Annotated in this window: 9 protein-coding genes; all 9 read left to right on the top strand. The window is 55.6% G+C overall.

Annotated elements, in window-relative coordinates:
• Positions 1 to 146 precede the first annotated feature (146 nt).
• Positions 147 to 2,513, top strand: a complete 2,367-nt coding sequence (gene hsdR, locus MF6394_RS25210) for an EcoAI/FtnUII family type I restriction enzme subunit R (RefSeq protein ID WP_078467792.1) — start codon at positions 147 to 149, stop codon at positions 2,511 to 2,513.
• 4 nt (positions 2,514 to 2,517) lie between these two features.
• The gene (locus MF6394_RS25205) at positions 2,518 to 3,489 is read left to right on the top strand and encodes a phospholipase D family protein (protein WP_161952181.1); all 972 of its coding nucleotides are present in this window, start codon (positions 2,518 to 2,520) and stop codon (positions 3,487 to 3,489) included.
• A gap of 7 nt (positions 3,490 to 3,496) precedes the next feature.
• Entirely contained in the window at positions 3,497 to 4,966 is a 1,470-nt protein-coding gene (locus MF6394_RS25200; protein ID WP_078467790.1) for a type I restriction-modification system subunit M, read from the top strand.
• Complete coding sequence (locus tag MF6394_RS25195; RefSeq protein ID WP_078467789.1) at positions 4,963 to 6,630, top strand: restriction endonuclease subunit S; 1,668 nt, start codon at positions 4,963 to 4,965, stop codon at positions 6,628 to 6,630. The genes MF6394_RS25200 and MF6394_RS25195 overlap by 4 nt, the downstream gene beginning before the upstream one ends.
• 30 nt (positions 6,631 to 6,660) lie before the next feature.
• Complete coding sequence (locus MF6394_RS25190; RefSeq protein ID WP_078467788.1) at positions 6,661 to 8,640, top strand: DUF262 domain-containing protein; 1,980 nt, start codon at positions 6,661 to 6,663, stop codon at positions 8,638 to 8,640.
• A gap of 72 nt (positions 8,641 to 8,712) precedes the next feature.
• Complete coding sequence (zorA, locus tag MF6394_RS25185; protein WP_078467787.1) at positions 8,713 to 10,842, top strand: anti-phage ZorAB system protein ZorA; 2,130 nt, start codon at positions 8,713 to 8,715, stop codon at positions 10,840 to 10,842.
• Complete coding sequence (locus tag MF6394_RS25180) at positions 10,842 to 11,606, top strand: OmpA/MotB family protein (RefSeq protein ID WP_078467786.1); 765 nt, start codon at positions 10,842 to 10,844, stop codon at positions 11,604 to 11,606. Before zorA ends, MF6394_RS25180 begins: the two co-directional genes overlap by 1 nt.
• Positions 11,603 to 13,531, top strand: a complete 1,929-nt coding sequence (locus tag MF6394_RS25175) for an EH signature domain-containing protein (protein ID WP_078467785.1) — start codon at positions 11,603 to 11,605, stop codon at positions 13,529 to 13,531. The genes MF6394_RS25180 and MF6394_RS25175 overlap by 4 nt, the downstream gene beginning before the upstream one ends.
• A complete protein-coding gene (locus tag MF6394_RS25170) occupies positions 13,528 to 16,572 on the top strand; it encodes a DEAD/DEAH box helicase (RefSeq protein ID WP_078467784.1) in 3,045 nt (1,014 codons plus the stop codon). The genes MF6394_RS25175 and MF6394_RS25170 overlap by 4 nt, the downstream gene beginning before the upstream one ends.
• The last annotated feature ends 115 nt before the right edge of the window (positions 16,573 to 16,687 follow it).

Genomic DNA, 16,687 nt, shown 5'->3' with positions numbered 1-16,687 from the left:
TCGGCAACAGCCTTATCATGCCGCTTGTGTTCGAGTTCTATCGGAAGATGACAATTTCTGGCTGATTAGGCATGATGCGGGTTAGTGTCGAATTGATATCAAATTCAAGGGTGCGGATGACACTTCATGCCGCTTAGGACTGAAACATGGACAAGAAGTCGCTTTCCGAACGAGATATCTGCAGCAAGTACATCGCCCCGGCCATTCAGCAAGCCGGGTGGGACATGCACAAGCAGGTGCGCGAGGAGGTCAGCTTTACGAAGGGCCGCATCATCGTCCGGGGCAAGCTGCACAGCAGGGGCGAATCCCGCCGCGCGGACTTCATCCTCTATCACCAGGCCAACCTGCCCATCGCCGTGATCGAGGCGAAAGACAACAAGCACTCCGTTGGACATGGCATGCAGCAGGCGCTTGGTTATGCCGAAGCGCTGGATGTGCCGTTCGTGTTCTCCAGCAATGGTGATGGCTTTCTATTCCATGACCGCAGCGGTACCGGCGGTCAGGTAGAAACCGAACTCAGCCTTGACCAGTTCCCCAGCCCGGGTGAGTTGTGGCAGCGCTACTGCCAATGGAAGGGCCTGGACGATCAAGCCCAGCACAAGGTTGCCGCGCCCTATTACGACGACGGCTCAGGCCGTATGCCACGCTACTACCAGACTAATGCCATCAATCGCACTGTAGAAGCCGTAGCCAAGGGTCAGGATCGCATCTTATTGGTCATGGCCACCGGCACCGGCAAGACCTACACCGCCTTCCAGATCATCTGGCGTCTGTGGAAGTCGAAGCAGAAGAAACGCATCCTCTTCCTCGCCGACCGCAATATCCTGGTCGACCAGACCAAGAACAACGACTTTAAACCTTTCGGCAAGGCGATGACCAAGATCACCAGGCGACAGGTCGATCCTTCCTATGAGATTTACCTGTCGCTCTATCAGGCTGTCACCGGCACTGAAGAAGAGATGAACATCTACAAAGAGTTCTCTCGCGACTTCTTTGACCTGATCGTGATTGACGAATGCCACCGTGGCAGTGCCGCCGAGGATTCAGCGTGGCGCGAGATTCTCGACTACTTCTCCAGCGCCACCCACATCGGCCTCACCGCCACGCCTAAGGAAACCAAAGAGGTGTCCAGCATCACCTACTTCGGTGAGCCGGTGTACAGCTACACCCTCAAGCAGGGCATCGAAGACGGCTTCCTCGCGCCCTACAAAGTGGTGCGTATCGATTTCGACAAAGACCTGCAAGGCTGGCGGCCGCCCAAGGGCATGCTCGACAAGAATGGCGAGCTGATCGAAGACCGCATCTACAACCTCAAAGACATGGACCGCACACTGGTGATCGAGGCACGCACCCAACTGGTGGCGCAGAAGGTCACCGAGTTCCTCAAGGCCACCGATCCGTTCCAGAAAACCATCGTCTTCTGCGATGACATCAACCACGCCGAGCGTATGCGCCAGGCCCTAGTCAACCTCAACCCCGAGCGCGTGGCAGAGAACCGTAAGTATGTCATGCGCATCACCGGCGATGAGCAGGAAGGCAAAGCCGAGCTGGATAACTTCATCAACCCGGAACAGCGTTACCCGGTCATCGCCACCACCAGCAAGCTGATGACCACAGGCGTCGATGCGCAAACCTGCAAGTTGATCGTGCTCGATCAGCACATCAAGTCGATGACCGAGTTCAAACAGATCATTGGTCGCGGCACCCGTATCAATGAAGACTTCGGCAAGTACTGGTTCACCATTATGGACTTCAAGAAAGCCACCGAGCTGTTTGCCGACCCAGCCTTCGATGGTGACCCGGTGGTGATCTACGCGCCCGAAGGCAACGAACCGCCCGTGCCGCCCGACGACTTACTTGAAGGCGATGGCATTAGTGCCGGCAGCGATGCCGAGGGCGATGACCTGGAGTTCACCGGCGAAGACGGCGGCAAGAAGCGCATCAAGTACGTCATCGACAGCATCCCCATCTACGTCATTGCCGAGCGTGTGCAGTACTACGGCCCTGATGGCCGCTTGATCACTGAATCGCTGCACGACTACACCCGTGCCTGCGTGATGAAGCAATTCGGCTCGCTGGATGACTTCCTGCGTCGCTGGAGTGATGCCGAGCAGAAGAAGGTCATCATCGAAGAGATGGCCGCCCAGGGCGTGATGTGGGAAGCCCTGGCCGAAGAAGTGGAAAAGAAGCAGGGCAAGCCTCTAGACCCCTTCGATCTGATCTGCCACGTCGCCTTCGACCAGCCGCCGCTATCGCGTAAAGAACGAGCCGAGCAGGTGAAAAAGCGCAACTACTTTGCTAAGTACTCTGGCGCGGCCCGCCAGGTGCTAGAGGCGCTGCTGGATAAATACGCCGACACCGGCGTTGAGCACATCGAAGACATCAAAATCCTCCAGCTTGACCCCTTCAGTCAGATTGGTGCGCCCATTGAACTGGTCAAGGCGTTTGGCGGCCGAGTGGGTTACCAGAAAGCATTGCTAGAGCTTGAAAAAGACATCTACAAACAAGGATGAAAACGTGTTTCTGACTGCAGATGAGTATCTGAAGAGTGTCGAAAGTTTGTTGGATGATTCTCAGGCGATCGATATCGCAGTGGCTTTCTGGGGGCAGGGTGCCGAGTTGCTGATCCCTAAAGTAGGGAAAAAACTACGGATACTCTGCAACCTAGCAATGGGCGGGACCAATCCGAAAGTCATTAAAGATTTGCTTGCCTACCCATCTGTTGAGATCAAGGCCCTCAATCGCTTGCACGCCAAAGTAATGATTGGCGACCAGCAAGCCATTATTGGCTCAGCCAACTGTTCGGCCAACGGCCTCAATTATGAGGGCGATGAGTTGAAGGGTTGGTACGAAGCTGGTTTTCGCACCGCAGATCAGGAGCAGCTCACGCAGATGCGGATGTGGTTCGACGAGCGCTGGGCAGAGGGTGAGTCAATTACGGATCAAATGATCAGTGACGCCACTCAAACATGGGAAATGCGCTCCAAAGGGCGTGTTGTTGACACTAGTAGCTCTCGTCACCTGTTGAAAATGTCTCAGGAGACAATCGCCCGTCGTGATGCAGTTGTGCTGATTTGGCGAACCCACATAGAAGAGGAAGCCGAGCAACGGTTCAAAGAGATTAGAGAAAGTGTTGGTAATACCCAAATCTCAAGTAGCTGGGGGGCCTATGAGGATTGGTTTGATGAATTGCACCCTGGATGTACCGTTTTGGATATTCATATTGACGAAGCAGGTAAAGTCAAAGTGCATGGGTTTGTCGAAATAATTGATGAAGCAAGATACACAAGGGTTTCAAATAATGAGGAGATGTCTCTCCACATTTGCCGCCCACTGAAGGGTTTTATGGGTATCCCAAAATCGGAACTACTCAAAAGCGTCAATACCCAGTTGAAGAAACACTGGCGTGACCTATTTGCCGATGAGAGTGGGGACCCTTCCCAGGTTATCCCCCTTTCTGAATTCGTAACCAAGCTTCGTACTGTCTGAGTCCCCTATGTCTATTTCGAGCACCATCAAATCCATCCAAGACATCATGCGCAAAGACGTTGGTGTCGATGGCGACGCCCAGCGCATTGGCCAACTGGTCTGGCTGCTGTTCCTGAAGATTTTCGATGACCGCGAGCTGGAATGGGAGCTGATGGACGACAACTACCGCTCGCCCATCCCCGACAGCTGCCGCTGGCGCACCTGGGCTGCCGACTCGGAAGGAATGACCGGCGATGCGCTGAAAGACTTTATCGACAACAACCTGTTCCCGCAGCTGCAGAACCTGCACGAATACAGCAGCACGCCGTCGGCCTTTGTGGTGCGCAGCGTGTTTGAAGACGCCTACAACTACATGAAATCCGGCCAGCTGCTGCGCCAGGTGATCAACAAGATTCAGGAAGGCGTGGACTTCAATAAGGCTCAGGAGCGCCACGAGTTTGGCAACCTCTACGAGCAACTGCTACGCGACCTGCAGAACGCCGGCAATGCCGGCGAGTTCTACACCCCGCGCCCGGTCACCGAATTCATGGTGCGCATGGTCGACCCCAAGCTGGATGAAAAAGTCATGGACCCGGCCTGCGGCACCGGCGGTTTCCTCACCTGCGCCATCGAGCACAAGCGCAGCCGCTATGTGAAAACCGCCGAGGACGAGCGCACCCTGCAAGCCAGCATCTTTGGCGTGGAGAAAAAGCCGCTGCCGCACCTGCTGGCCACCACCAACATGATCCTGCACGGCATCGAGGTGCCCAGCCAGATCCGCCACGACAACACCCTGAGCAAACCGCTGATCAGCTGGGGCCCGAGCGAGCGCGTGCACTGCATCGTCGCCAACCCGCCGTTCGGCGGTATGGAAGAAGACGGCATCGAAACCAATTTTCCCGCCGCCTTCCGCACCCGCGAAACCGCCGACCTGTTTCTGGTGTTGATCATGCAACTGCTCAAAGACGGCGGCCGCGCCGCCGTGGTGTTGCCCGATGGCTTTCTGTTTGGCGAAGGCATCAAAAGCCGCATCAAGGAAAAGCTGCTCAGCGAGTGCAACCTGCACACCATCGTTCGCCTGCCCAACGGCGTGTTCAACCCCTACACTGGCATCAAGACCAACCTGCTGTTCTTCACCAAAGGCACACCGACCAAACAGGTGTGGTTCTACGAACATCAGTACCCGGCCGGTGTGAAGAGCTACTCCAAGACTAAGCCTATGCGCATCGAAGAGTTCGCCGTCGAAGAAGCCTGGTGGGGCAGCGAGGCCGACGGTTTTGCCGCACGGGTGGAAAACGAATTTGCCTGGCAGGTCAGCCTCGAAGAGCTGCAAGCCCGCAACTGGAACCTGGACTGCAAAAACCCGCATATCGGCGAGCAGATCAGCCACGACCCGGACGAACTGCTGCGCAACTACGCCAGCCTGCAAGGCGAAATCAGTGACCTGCGCGACCAGCTCAAAGCGGTGCTGGCCGAAGCTTTGGAGCGCCAGGTATGACGGCGTTGCTCACCGAAAATCTGCCGCTGCTGGCCGGTGCGCCCAATGGCATCAAAAAGCTGCGCGAGCTGATTCTGGAACTGGCGGTGCGGGGCAAGCTGGTGCCACAAGAGCCAAGTGATGAGCCGGCCAGTGAGTTGCTGAACAATATTGCGAAAGAAAAAGCGCTACTCATTGAAAACAAGACCATTCGAAAGGGAAAGCCGTTACCCGGTATCGAACAAGATGAAATGCAGTTCAAGCTACCCATTGGCTGGGAGTGGGTAAGGCTAGGCCAGATTGGTGATTGGGGGGCTGGGGCAACTCCTGCTAGGGGGAACTCAAGGTACTACGACGGTGAAATGCCTTGGTTCAAATCGGGCGAGCTGATTGCAGACTTCATTTCAGATTCAGAAGAGTCGGTAACTGAGCTAGCGCTCAAAGAATGCTCGTTACGCCGAAACAAGCCTGGCGATGTGCTAATTGCAATGTACGGCGCGACTATTGGTAAAACAGCAATCTTGAGCGTGGAGGGCACAACAAATCAGGCTGTCTGCGCCTGCACCCCGTTCAATGGTGTATTCAATAGATATTTGCTGCTTACCCTCAAAGCGCTTAAATCGAATTTTATTGGACAGGGTGCTGGTGGGGCGCAGCCAAACATTTCAAGAGAGAAAATCGTCGCCACCGTAACGGGGCTTCCACCACTCGCCGAACAACACCGCATTGTCGCCAAAGTCGATGAGCTGATGGCCCTCTGCGACCGACTGGAAGCCCAACAGACCGACGCCGAAAGCGCCCACGCCCAACTGGTACAAGCACTGCTCGACAGCCTGACCCAAGCCAGCGACGCCACCGACGTCGCCGCCAACTGGCAACGCCTGGCTGAACACTTCCACACCCTGTTCACCACCGAACCCAGCATCGACGCCCTCAAGCAAACCCTGCTGCAACTGGCCGTGATGGGCAAACTGGTACCGCAAGATCCCAGCGATGAGCCGGCCGGTGAATTGCTCAAGCGTATTGCCGAGGAAAAGGCGCTGTTGGTGGCGGAGGGGAAAATCCGTAAAACGAAGCAGCTCCCTGAGATCACCGATGAGGAAAGGTCATTTGCGCCGCCAAATGGCTGGGAGTTTGTCCGGTTTGGTCAGGTAATTGAACTGGTTTCAGGGCAGCACCTAGGCCCTGATGAATATTTTGAAAGCGCTAGGGATGGAGCAATTCCCTATCTGACCGGCCCAGCTGATTTCGGCGAAACATACCCTCGGCCAACGCGCTTCACGCATGAGCGCCGGGCAACCTCAATCGAAGGGGACATTCTGCTTACCGTGAAAGGCTCAGGCGTTGGTAAAACCAATTTTGTTAATCAGCAAGAGTTCGCAATAAGCCGTCAACTTATGGCTATTCGCCCAATTCTTGTTGATGTCCAGTTTGCTAGAAACATGCTGTTCTCGATGTCTGAGCATTTCCAAAGTAAGTCTATTGGTATCGCGATCCCAGGCATTTCTCGTGAAGATGTTCTCGATACTTTGATAGGGATACCACCGCTCCCCGAACAACACCGCATCGTCGCCAAAGTCGATCAGCTAATGGCCCTCTGCGACCAACTAAAAACCCGCCTAAGCCAGGCCCGCCAACTCAACGAACAACTGGCCAGCACCCTGGTCGAGCAGGCGGTGGCGTAACGCCGATACGTACACGGACAAGGAACAGTTATGCGTCCTGATAAAAAAGCGGTCACCGATTTATTTACCGAACGTGCGCAGTACCTGATTCCACTGTTTCAGCGTGGTTATGTGTGGACGCTGAATGAGCAGGTGCAACCGCTGTGGGAAGACCTGGTGGACCGTCTGGAGGCGATTCTTGCGCATCAGGAGGCCGCTGAAAAGGTGGGCGCCGCCAAGCTAAGGCCGCTGCGCCGGCACTTTCTCGGCACGGTGGTGATTGGCAGCCTTAAAGGCGGCAGTAGTGATTCGATAGGTAGCCGCGATGTAATCGACGGCCAGCAACGCATCACCACCCTGCAGATTTTGCTGCTGGCGTTTCGCGATTTGTTGGTGCCACTGGACGATGAGGCACTGAGCTATGACCTCAAACCGCTGACGCAGAATATCGGCAAGTATCGCAACGTCACTGATGCCCTTAAGGTGCTGCCAACCAATGTTGGTCGCGATGTGATGCAGGCGCTGGCCAACTCGGGTAGTGCCGAGAAGATCTGCGAGCGCTTCCCGGTGAAGGAGGGCAAGGCGCGTTATGAGCGCCCGGCCATGGTGCGTGCCTATTTGTTTTTTCACGGCATGCTGGCCTGCCATTTACGTGGCCTGCGTTATGACGATCCGCTGCCGGGTGCCGATTCGGGGACGGATGAACGTACGGTGGCCCACGCAGTGATCCATTCCATTGAGCACGACAACCAGCTGCGCTTGCCAGGGGATGATCGCCCGCTGGATGCCAACCAAGGCCACGGCATGCTGGCGACGCTGCGCGAGGGTTTTCAGATCATGTCGCTGGAGCTGGAGGACGAAGACGACCCCCAGATTATCTTCGAAACCCTCAATGCCCGTGGCGCGCCGCTGTTGCCGAGCGACCTGATCCGCAACTACATCTTCCTGCAGGCCACGCGCAACAATGAGGACGTGGATGAACTGTATCGCCAGGGCTGGCAGCACTTTGATGAAACTGTGGACAGTAGCATCACTGGCAAGGGGGCCAAGTTCTGGAAGCAGCTAGAGCGCCAGGGCCGCCTGAAGAACTCGCGACTGGACCTGCTGATGTATCACTACGTGGGCCTGCGTAAGTGCGAAGACCTGAAGGTTGGGCACGTGTTTAACGAGTTTAAGGACTGGTGGCAGGACGAGAAGCGCGACACCCAATATGAGTTGGCACGCATCACCCGACTGGCTGGGCACTTCAAGACCTTTTTGCTACCTGGCCAGGCCAGCCGTTTCGAGTTGTTCTGCCGTCGCTTGAAGCTGCTGGATGTGTCCACCGTGACGCCGCTGGTGCTCTACCTATTGGAACATCACGCCCCTGATTCCGCCGACTTTGTGCAGGCCATTGGCGATATCGAATCGTATCTGGTGCGCCGCTTTATCTGCGGTTACACCACCAAGGGCTACAACCGGGTGTTTCTCAACCGTCTGCTGGCGGAAATGGTCCGTGAACAGAAAACCGATGCGGCAACCCTGCGTAGCAAACTGCTGGTGCTGGATGGCGATAGCCAACGCTGGCCTGACGACGAGAGCTTTGCGCGCAATTGGTGCCACCGCGGCCTATATCAGGGGCGCAGTACAGCCAAGGTGCGCGGGATTCTCGAAGCACTGGAGCTGGCGATGCGTGGCAGCAAGCAGGAGATCCTTGCACTGCCTGATGGGTTGACCGTAGAGCATGTGCTGCCACAGAAGTGGCAGGACAATTGGCCTCTGGCTGAAGACACCGCTGAAAATCAGGAAAAGCGCAATCGCTTGCTGCACAGCATCGGTAACCTGACGTTGGTTACCCAGGCCTTCAATTCGTCGCTCAGCAATGCGACGTTTGCAGTGAAGCGCCAGGAAATCGTGACGACCAGTCTGCTAATGCTCAACACTCACTTCCAACCCTACGGCGAACAACGGGCGTGGGACGAGAGTGAGATCGTCAAACGTGGTGAAGCGCTGTTTGTGCATGCGCGGCAGGTTTGGCCATTCCCGCAGTAATCATTACCTACTGTAGGTATTTCGTTCTTTGCTTTGCGAGCTGCTACTAAAACTTGTTCCAGGGACAGCATCATGATGGATCTTCTGCAGCACCTTATGCCCGACTTTTCCCAGCTATTCAGCGGGGAGACCAGCGGCATCAGCGCCTGGTTCTGGTTGGTTACTGCGACGATCTTCGCTATCTCGATATTTTTCTTGATACGTCACTTCATTCATTTCAAGCGGCGCTTGCAAGCACTGAGAGCTCTGCTTGACGGGCAGAGCAAGGAAACTTTGGCGCAAGCCCGCCGCGAAACATTGCAGAAAGCCATGGGGCTGGATGCACGCGGTGTCGGCATGCTCTGGCGTGAGTTCGACGAGAGTCTGGTGAGTTCTGGCGACCAGAAACACCTCTTCAATACCCTGGACGCTGAGCACTTCTTTAACTCACGTACCTTGGCACCTGGGCTGACGGCTAGCCGCCTGCTGGCCGCTGCGCCTAGCTTTCTGGTGGCCATCGGTGTGCTGGGTACGTTCGTCGGTCTGACGGTAGGTTTGGAGGGGCTGGTTGGCACCAGTAGCGAGGTCGAGGCTCTCAAGGGCGGGATCAATAAGTTGATCGCTGGCGCAGCGGTGGCCTTTATGACCTCCGTGTGGGGCGTGTTTTTTAGCCTGCTGCTGAACTTCATTGAAAAGATGTTCGAGCGTGCAGCCTTGCATCGCATTCAGGTACTGCAGCACGACATCGACTTTCTGTATCCACGTATTCCAGCCGAACAGTCGCTGGTGCATATCGCTGAATACGGCAAGGAAAGTAAGGAGGCGCTGCAGGAGCTGCATGAGCGCATTGGTGACCGTTTGCAGGAGACCCTGCAAGGCATGAACGAGTCTATGCAAACGGCCCTGACTGATGCGTTGAACAACATCATGGCCCCGGCCATTCAGACCTTGGTTAGTACGACCAGTCAGCAGTCGACCCAGGTGCTGGAGACGCTGGTAGGGCGCTTTATGGAGGGCATGACCTCGGTGGGGCGTGAGCAGGGCAGTCAGATGCAACAAGCCGCTGCTGATGTAAATGCTGCTGTGACGGGCATGAGTGAGCAGTTGAACCAGCTATTCAGCAGCCTGAGTGCACAGCAAAGCCGCCAGCAGGAGGTAGCTCAGCAGCAGAGCAGTCAGTTCGAGGCGCAACTGCAGCGTATTAGTGGCTCTGCTGATCAGCGGCAGGAGCAGATGGAGCAGCGTTTCAACGAGTTGATGACCGGCCTGTCCAGTCAGCTGGAAGGTCAGTTGGGCTCAGTGCAGCGCCGTGATGAAGAGCGCCAAGCCATGTTCGAGCGCCAGCTGGGCGAATCAAACGCCAGCCAGACGGCGCTGTTGAATCAGTTTTCCACTGCTACCCAGGCGCAGATGCAGGCTATGGCGGAGGCGGGCAACGAGCGGCATAACAACCTTGAAAAGGTGTTCTCCCGCTTGATGATGAATTTGAATACGCAACTGGATACCCAGATGGGTTCTGCTGAGCAGCGTGAACAGGGCCGCCAGCAGCGTTTCAGTGAGCAACTTGAAAGCGTGGGTGCCCAACAGCAGGAGCTGCTAGCGGGCATTGCTTCTGCTGTGTCGGCCGGTCAGCAGCAGAGTCGGCAGATGGCTGAACAGCACCAGCAATTGATGGTCGGTCTGCAGCGGGTGACTGAGGCGGCGGCGACTAGCAGCAAGCATATGGACAGCAGCGCTAATCAGCTGGGCCTGCTGTCTGCCAACCTGCGTCAGGCTTCTGATGTGTTGGGGCAGCGTCTGGAGGCCGTGACTCAGAGTGTTGAGAACGCAGGCAACCAGAATGCGGCACTGGCTGCGCAGTTGCAGAGCCAGGCAGGCACGTTGTCTCAACTGCAAGTGGCATTACTGGAGGGGGCGCAGCGCTTCGAGCAGGCCGCCAGTGAGGCCCGTAACGGCTTCGGTGATATGAAGCAGACCCAGCAGGAGTTCTTGGGTGGTGTGAGGCATGAGTTCACCGCCCTAGGTGAGATCTTGCGTGTGCAGGTTGAGAGCATCGAGAAGCAAGCTGAGGAATGGCTGCGTAGCTATGCCAGTGAGGTACGCACGCAGACAGAGGATCGGATGAACAAGTGGAACGAGGTGTCTCTGACCTATGCGGACCAGATGCACCGCACGGTCCAGGCCATGAGCGGCATTCTCGATGAGCTGGAGGCTCGTCCCTGATGCGCTTTCGAAAGTCGCGCGACGTGAGTGTCGATGAAGAGAACCCTTACTGGATGTCTTTCTCGGACATCATGTCAGCGCTGCTGGTGATTTTCATCTTGGCGTCGGTGATTCTGATTTTGCAGCTGATGGAAATCCAGAAGGAGCTTGAGCAACGCCAGGTCGAGTTTGAGCAAGAGCTAGTTGAGCTGAAGAAGGCTGAGCAAGTGCGCCGCACGATTCTCGACGAAGCCGTCGAGGCTTTGCGTAAGCGAGGCATCAAGGTAGAGGTCAGTGAGAACCATACGGTGTTGAGTATCCCGAATGATCTGCTGGGCTTTGATACGGGTGCCTATGAGATCCACTCGGCCTATCAGTCGCGGGCGCTGGAGATTGGCCAGGTGATTAACGAGGTTGTTTCGCGGGACAACCGGGTTAATTTCCTCGACACCATTTTTATCGAGGGGCATACCGATAATCGCCCGTTACCGGGCTTTATGGGCAAGGGCAACTGGGGGTTGTCGACCTTTCGTGCCATTTCACTCTGGCAGTTCTGGAGTTCCGCTCTACCTAGCGAGGATCAGTTAGCACGCCTGCTGAACAAGGATGGCAAGCCCCTGTTCTCCGTCAGTGGTTATGGTGAGACGCGGCCAGTGGTGCTTCATCAAGTTAGCGAGGCGGACTTCAAGCGCAACCGCCGTATTGATATTCGCTTTACCATTCGCCGTCCGGACAGTGCTCAATACGAACGGGTTAAGGAGCGTTTGGAGGAAACCCTGCCATGAGGCTGCCGCCTCTTGATCCTCCCGCTCGTGAGTGGAGCACTCACATGCTTGAACGCTGGACGGTATTGACCTCAAGGGCCACCAAAATGGGTGCCGAAGCAGGTAATAGCGACGCGTTCGAGCGCATGCTGGCCGTGTTACGTAGCATGGCTGATACCGGTCGATTCGATGGTTTGGCGGACTTGCTCAAGCGTCGCTTAACGGCGCGGGCACTGACTTGGTTGTGGCTAAACGACAAGTTGATGGCCAGCAGGCTGTTCAACTCTCGGTTGTTGGAGGTGTTGCTGGAGGCTCAGCAGCCCAGGCTGACACGCATAACCCTGCAGCAGTTGGCGCAGTTATATTTCCGTCGGTTCGATGACTTGGATGAGCGTGAGGGGTTGAGAGAGCAGCTTGAGCTGAGCCTGTTACAGCAGTTAGAGAGAATGCCTGAGCCGAAAGTCCAGGGTTCGTACCCTGATCCGCTGGTGACGCTGAAACGCGAAGGGAATTGGTTGCTGAAGCTTGATGGGCCGAGCCGCTTGGCTAGCAAGGTGCGTGATGATGGCCGTGAGCTGGGTGAGACTCTGGCTGAGCTCGGGCTGCAGGGCTTCGACGATGGACGTTATGGCGATATTTGCCGAGCGCACTTCTACCTGCAGGCGTTGCGCGACTTGCCGCTCGGGGAGTGGGATTCCGTGATGGATGAGCTGCTCAAGCCTTCCGTCAGCAAGGCACCTTTCGAGGGCGGAAAGCGTATCGGCCATGTGGCGTTAGAGATTCTGATTGACCGTTCGGGTCAAGAGCCTGGTGATGCTTGGCAGAACTTTATTCTGAGCTTGGCCGGCGACCCGCGTATTGCCAGTACTGCGAGCAATTACCGCGAGTGGTGGCAGCCACTGGGCGAGGCGCGTATCCAGAAGGTGCGTGGCTGGCTGTCCAAGGAAGACCTGAGGCTCTTCCTGCAGGCAGTTGAACAGTTCGGTATCGAAAGCCAGAACAGCGATCTGCAGCGCATGTTTCCTGCGCGCAAGTTGTTCCTAGAGGGTTTGTTCAAGCTCAAGTTGATTCGTAATACCCGCTTGCTGTTGGGTGGTAAGGCACAGCAGTCGGTGAAACGGATTTTGGGCAAGGATGTGAAGACCAGCTTCGCCACTATGGATGGGCCGATGACCGACAAGGCGGTTATCTACCTGGATTGTGGTGACTTCCATCTAGTTGAGGGTTCTCACAGTTTCAAAATTTGGGTCTATCTCGCTGCGCCAGGCGAATCGTTGCGTACCTATGAGCGCAACTCGTTCAGTCATTCCGATCTGACTGTCACGATTCCTGGGGCTTACAAGAAACTGTATCCGACCTTGCCCTTCGATGCTTTTGTGCATACTCCGCATACTTGGCAGAACAAGGTATTTACCTTTCTGGCAGACAACGGCATCGAGTTGGATACCGAGCAACTGTTGAGCGCAGGCGACTACAGATATCAATTAAATAGGTTTGGTATTCCTGCGGTTAATGCAAGGCGCACGGTGGTTCCTCAGCCTGCGGCAGCAGAATCTGCTCAAAGGCCAGCTGCTGTTTCGAAACGCATCGTTTCGCAGGAGGTAAGCTCCAGCAGTGCTCGGCGTCCTCCGGAACCCGTGCCCCCTGTTATGGAGCGCTTGCAAGAAACCCAGCGGAAGACCCCGAGCGCTCCGGCCGGTGTTGAGCACATTGCTCAGTTGAAGCCTTCCGCGCTTAAGGTGCTCCGTTACTTTGCAGATAATCCCGGAGACAAAGTTCGCTATGCCGCGAACGTGTTTGGTGTTGATGCTCGGGAGATCAATCAGATTCTGTATGGCCCGCTGAAAAATCTATGTGGCCAGGACAAACAATACGGCTGGCGTCTGACTGATGCGGCACGTCAGACACTTGATGCCTTCGACCTACAACAGCGAGATGCTGAATGAGCCTTTCCGATTTTCTCAGGTCGTTTATCGGGGAGCGTGACGCAGCACTTAGCACGCTCAGTGGATTTCTCTCTACGCCCGACTCCAGTGGGATGAACTTTTACCTGCATCTGGAGGCCTTCAAGGCATTGCGCGCGGGTAAAGGCAATGCGTTGCAGAAGATCCAGCTTATTGTGCTGAACATGCTAGTGGAGCAGGGGGTTGCGGAGCCTACTGCCAATGGATTCCATATTGGCGCGGAAGACATTGCCGGCATGGATCTGGAGCAGGCTGAGATTCTGCGCCTGCCGAGGCGTTTTCCGGGTCGCTTTCTGACATCGATCAGTGGACGGACTGGCAATAGTAGCTTCCGTGTTGGTGTCAGCATCGAAATGCCAGAAGGTGCTACCCCCTTTTCACGTAAGGGGCCGTATCTCTATCTCACCAGTACTGAGTGCTACTGGCTGACTCCTGGTGAGTTGATGGGCCTGATGGCCTGGGAGCGCCATGAGGCACTTGCACCTGAGGCGAGAGGCGAGGCGGCTAATCTCCGTTTGATGGCTGAGCTGCAGACGGCGGCGCGCAGTGGTATGCGTATTGACTTGAGCCACTTCGAGCGACTGGATGTAGTCGTGCCAGACAATATTGGTGTGACGGCGCTGCGACTTCCGGATGGCAGCCTGCAGCTTTGTCCAAGCTTGGGGGATGGTTCGGCCCCTGATCAGTTGGAAAAGCGTTGGTCGCAGCTGGATATGAATGCTGAGGGCGGCGTCCTGCGCATCGATAACCGGGTTGTATTGCTCGATCAAAGCAAGATGGATGGTATTCGCAACATATTGGCCAATAAGCGTATCCCAGCGGACAAGGTTGCTGAGTTTATTGCTACACCGACGGCCTTTCTCGATGCTGCGTTGGTCAATCTAGATGTAGGGTTTTCAGTGCGTGTGGCAGGCATTGGCAAGCTGCAGCATATGGATTTTGGCGGTCTGGATGTCAGCAAGAACGATTGGTTCGCGCTGGATAAACGACCGGCCCCTCCTGAAATTCTCAGCAAGCTGATTCAGTCGCCTGAGGAACTGCAGCATTTTGAGGAGGTGTTCCTGGCTGCGAGGGAGCAGGGCGCTTCAAGCCTGACCTTTGCTGGGGAAATTATCGATATTGCCGATGTTTCGCAAGTTGATAAGCAGCTGACTCAGATTCGCAGGATGCTGACGACACCTGCATTGGCCGAACCAGAGGTCGCATCGAGTGCAGTGGAGGAGTCTGCTGAACAGAAAGAAAAAGTCGGTGTAATCCTTAAAGAGGCCGAGCAGATTAGCGAAGCCCTTTTGCAAAAAGCAGCTGGTGCTGTCTTGTCTCGTACTCCCGACTGGTCAGCTTATGCTCGACAACCGTTTCCACACCAGCGCGCTGGTATCGACTGGATGCTCAAGCTGCTTAGCGCTGCCTTGCAGGATGATCATGATGATCTGTATCGGCTGCAAGGCAGCTTGCTGGCGGATGATATGGGGTTGGGTAAGACCTTTATGTCACTGGTTACTGTAGGTGAGTACCTTGCGCAGCAACGTGTAACGAACAAACCGCAAAAGCCGGTTTTGGTGGTGGCACCTCTTAGTCTTTTAGAAAACTGGGAGGATGAAGTCGACAAGACCTTTAACAGTATCCCTTTTCGGGACGTGGTGGTCTTGCAGTCCGGTCGTGACCTGAGCCAATTCCGGATACAGGGTGCTGAGCGCGAGTCCGTTCAAGTGGCGTCATTGGCTGATGAGAACGACATGATGGATGAAAACAGCATCCGTTATGCACTGAACGTCGGACCGGAAGCAGGGGTGCATCGTCTCGATATGGATCGGCGTCTGGTGCTGACCACATACCAGACTCTGCGCGACTATCAGCTCTCACTGTGCCGAATAGATTGGGGCATGGTTATCTTCGACGAAGCGCAGAACATCAAGAACCCAAATGCGCAACAGACGCGCGCGGCCAAAGGGCTAAAAGCCGACTTCAAATTGCTGGCTACTGGTACTCCAGTTGAAAACAGCCTTGGTGACTTCTGGTGCCTTATGGATACAGCTCAACCCGGACTATTGGGCGGGTGGGAGGTTTTTCGGGATACCTGGATTAAACCCATTCTTGCCGCTGAGGAGGATGTGCGTGATGAGGTTCGCTCGCGCCTAGGCGAAGAGCTACGCAAGGCAGTCGGCGATTTTATGCTGCGTCGCGTTAAGGAAGATCAGCTCAAGGGCTTGCCGAGCAAGACCATCCGGAGCGGTGTGGATCACTCTGCTCGAGGGATTCAGCACCATGCGCCAGAGTTGGGAGTCGTGATGCAGGGTGTGCAGTTGCAGGCCTATGACGAGGTTCTCAACGGTTACCGTGCGCGTCGGGCCAGTGCTGAGGATATGCGTGGAACTGCCTTGGCTGCGCTCACGGAGCTGCGCTCAGTGTCCCTTCATCCACGACTCTCTGATGAGGCATCGCTCTACAGCAGCAATGCGCGGCAGGCACGCCAGCTGATGATGGAGTCCGGCAAACTCGCGGTGATGTTGAAGCTGTTGGACGATATTCGTAGTAAGGGTGAGAAGGTCATCCTGTTCATGATGACCAAGCGCCTACAGCGTGTACTGAAGCTATGGCTCGATCAGATTTATGACTTGGACGTAGCTGTAATCAACGGCGATACCAAAGCCGTTGCCACCAGGGATGAGGACATGACTCGCAAGCGGCTGATTGCTGCCTTCGAGGCCCAGCCAGGTTTTAACGTGATCATCATGTCACCGGTTGCTGCCGGTGTGGGGTTGACGGTGGTGGGGGCCAACCACGTAGTGCACTTAGAGCGGCACTGGAATCCAGCAAAAGAAGCACAGGCATCTGACCGGGTTTACCGAATCGGGCAACAGAAGGATGTATTTATCCATCTGCCAGCGGTAACTCACCCTCAGTTCGACTCTTTTGATGTGCATCTGGATCGCTTGCTGCGCGGGAAACTGATGCTTAAGGATGCGGTAGTTACTCCCGAAGCCGTCAGTGAGAGTGAGATGGCTCAAGCATTGGGGCTGTGAAGCTCTGTGGATTTTGTGTGTTCTGATATAGGGCTTGATTGCAGCGAGGTAGAGCAATATGCCCTGCAATCAGATTAGGTGTTAAGGACTGGTACCGGATCAAGTACCACGTATA

Source organism: Pseudomonas sp. MF6394, assembly GCF_002018845.1.
Classification (GTDB): Bacteria; Pseudomonadota; Gammaproteobacteria; order Pseudomonadales; family Pseudomonadaceae; genus Aquipseudomonas; species Aquipseudomonas lactis.
This window is presented reverse-complemented; position numbering and strand designations above follow the sequence as displayed.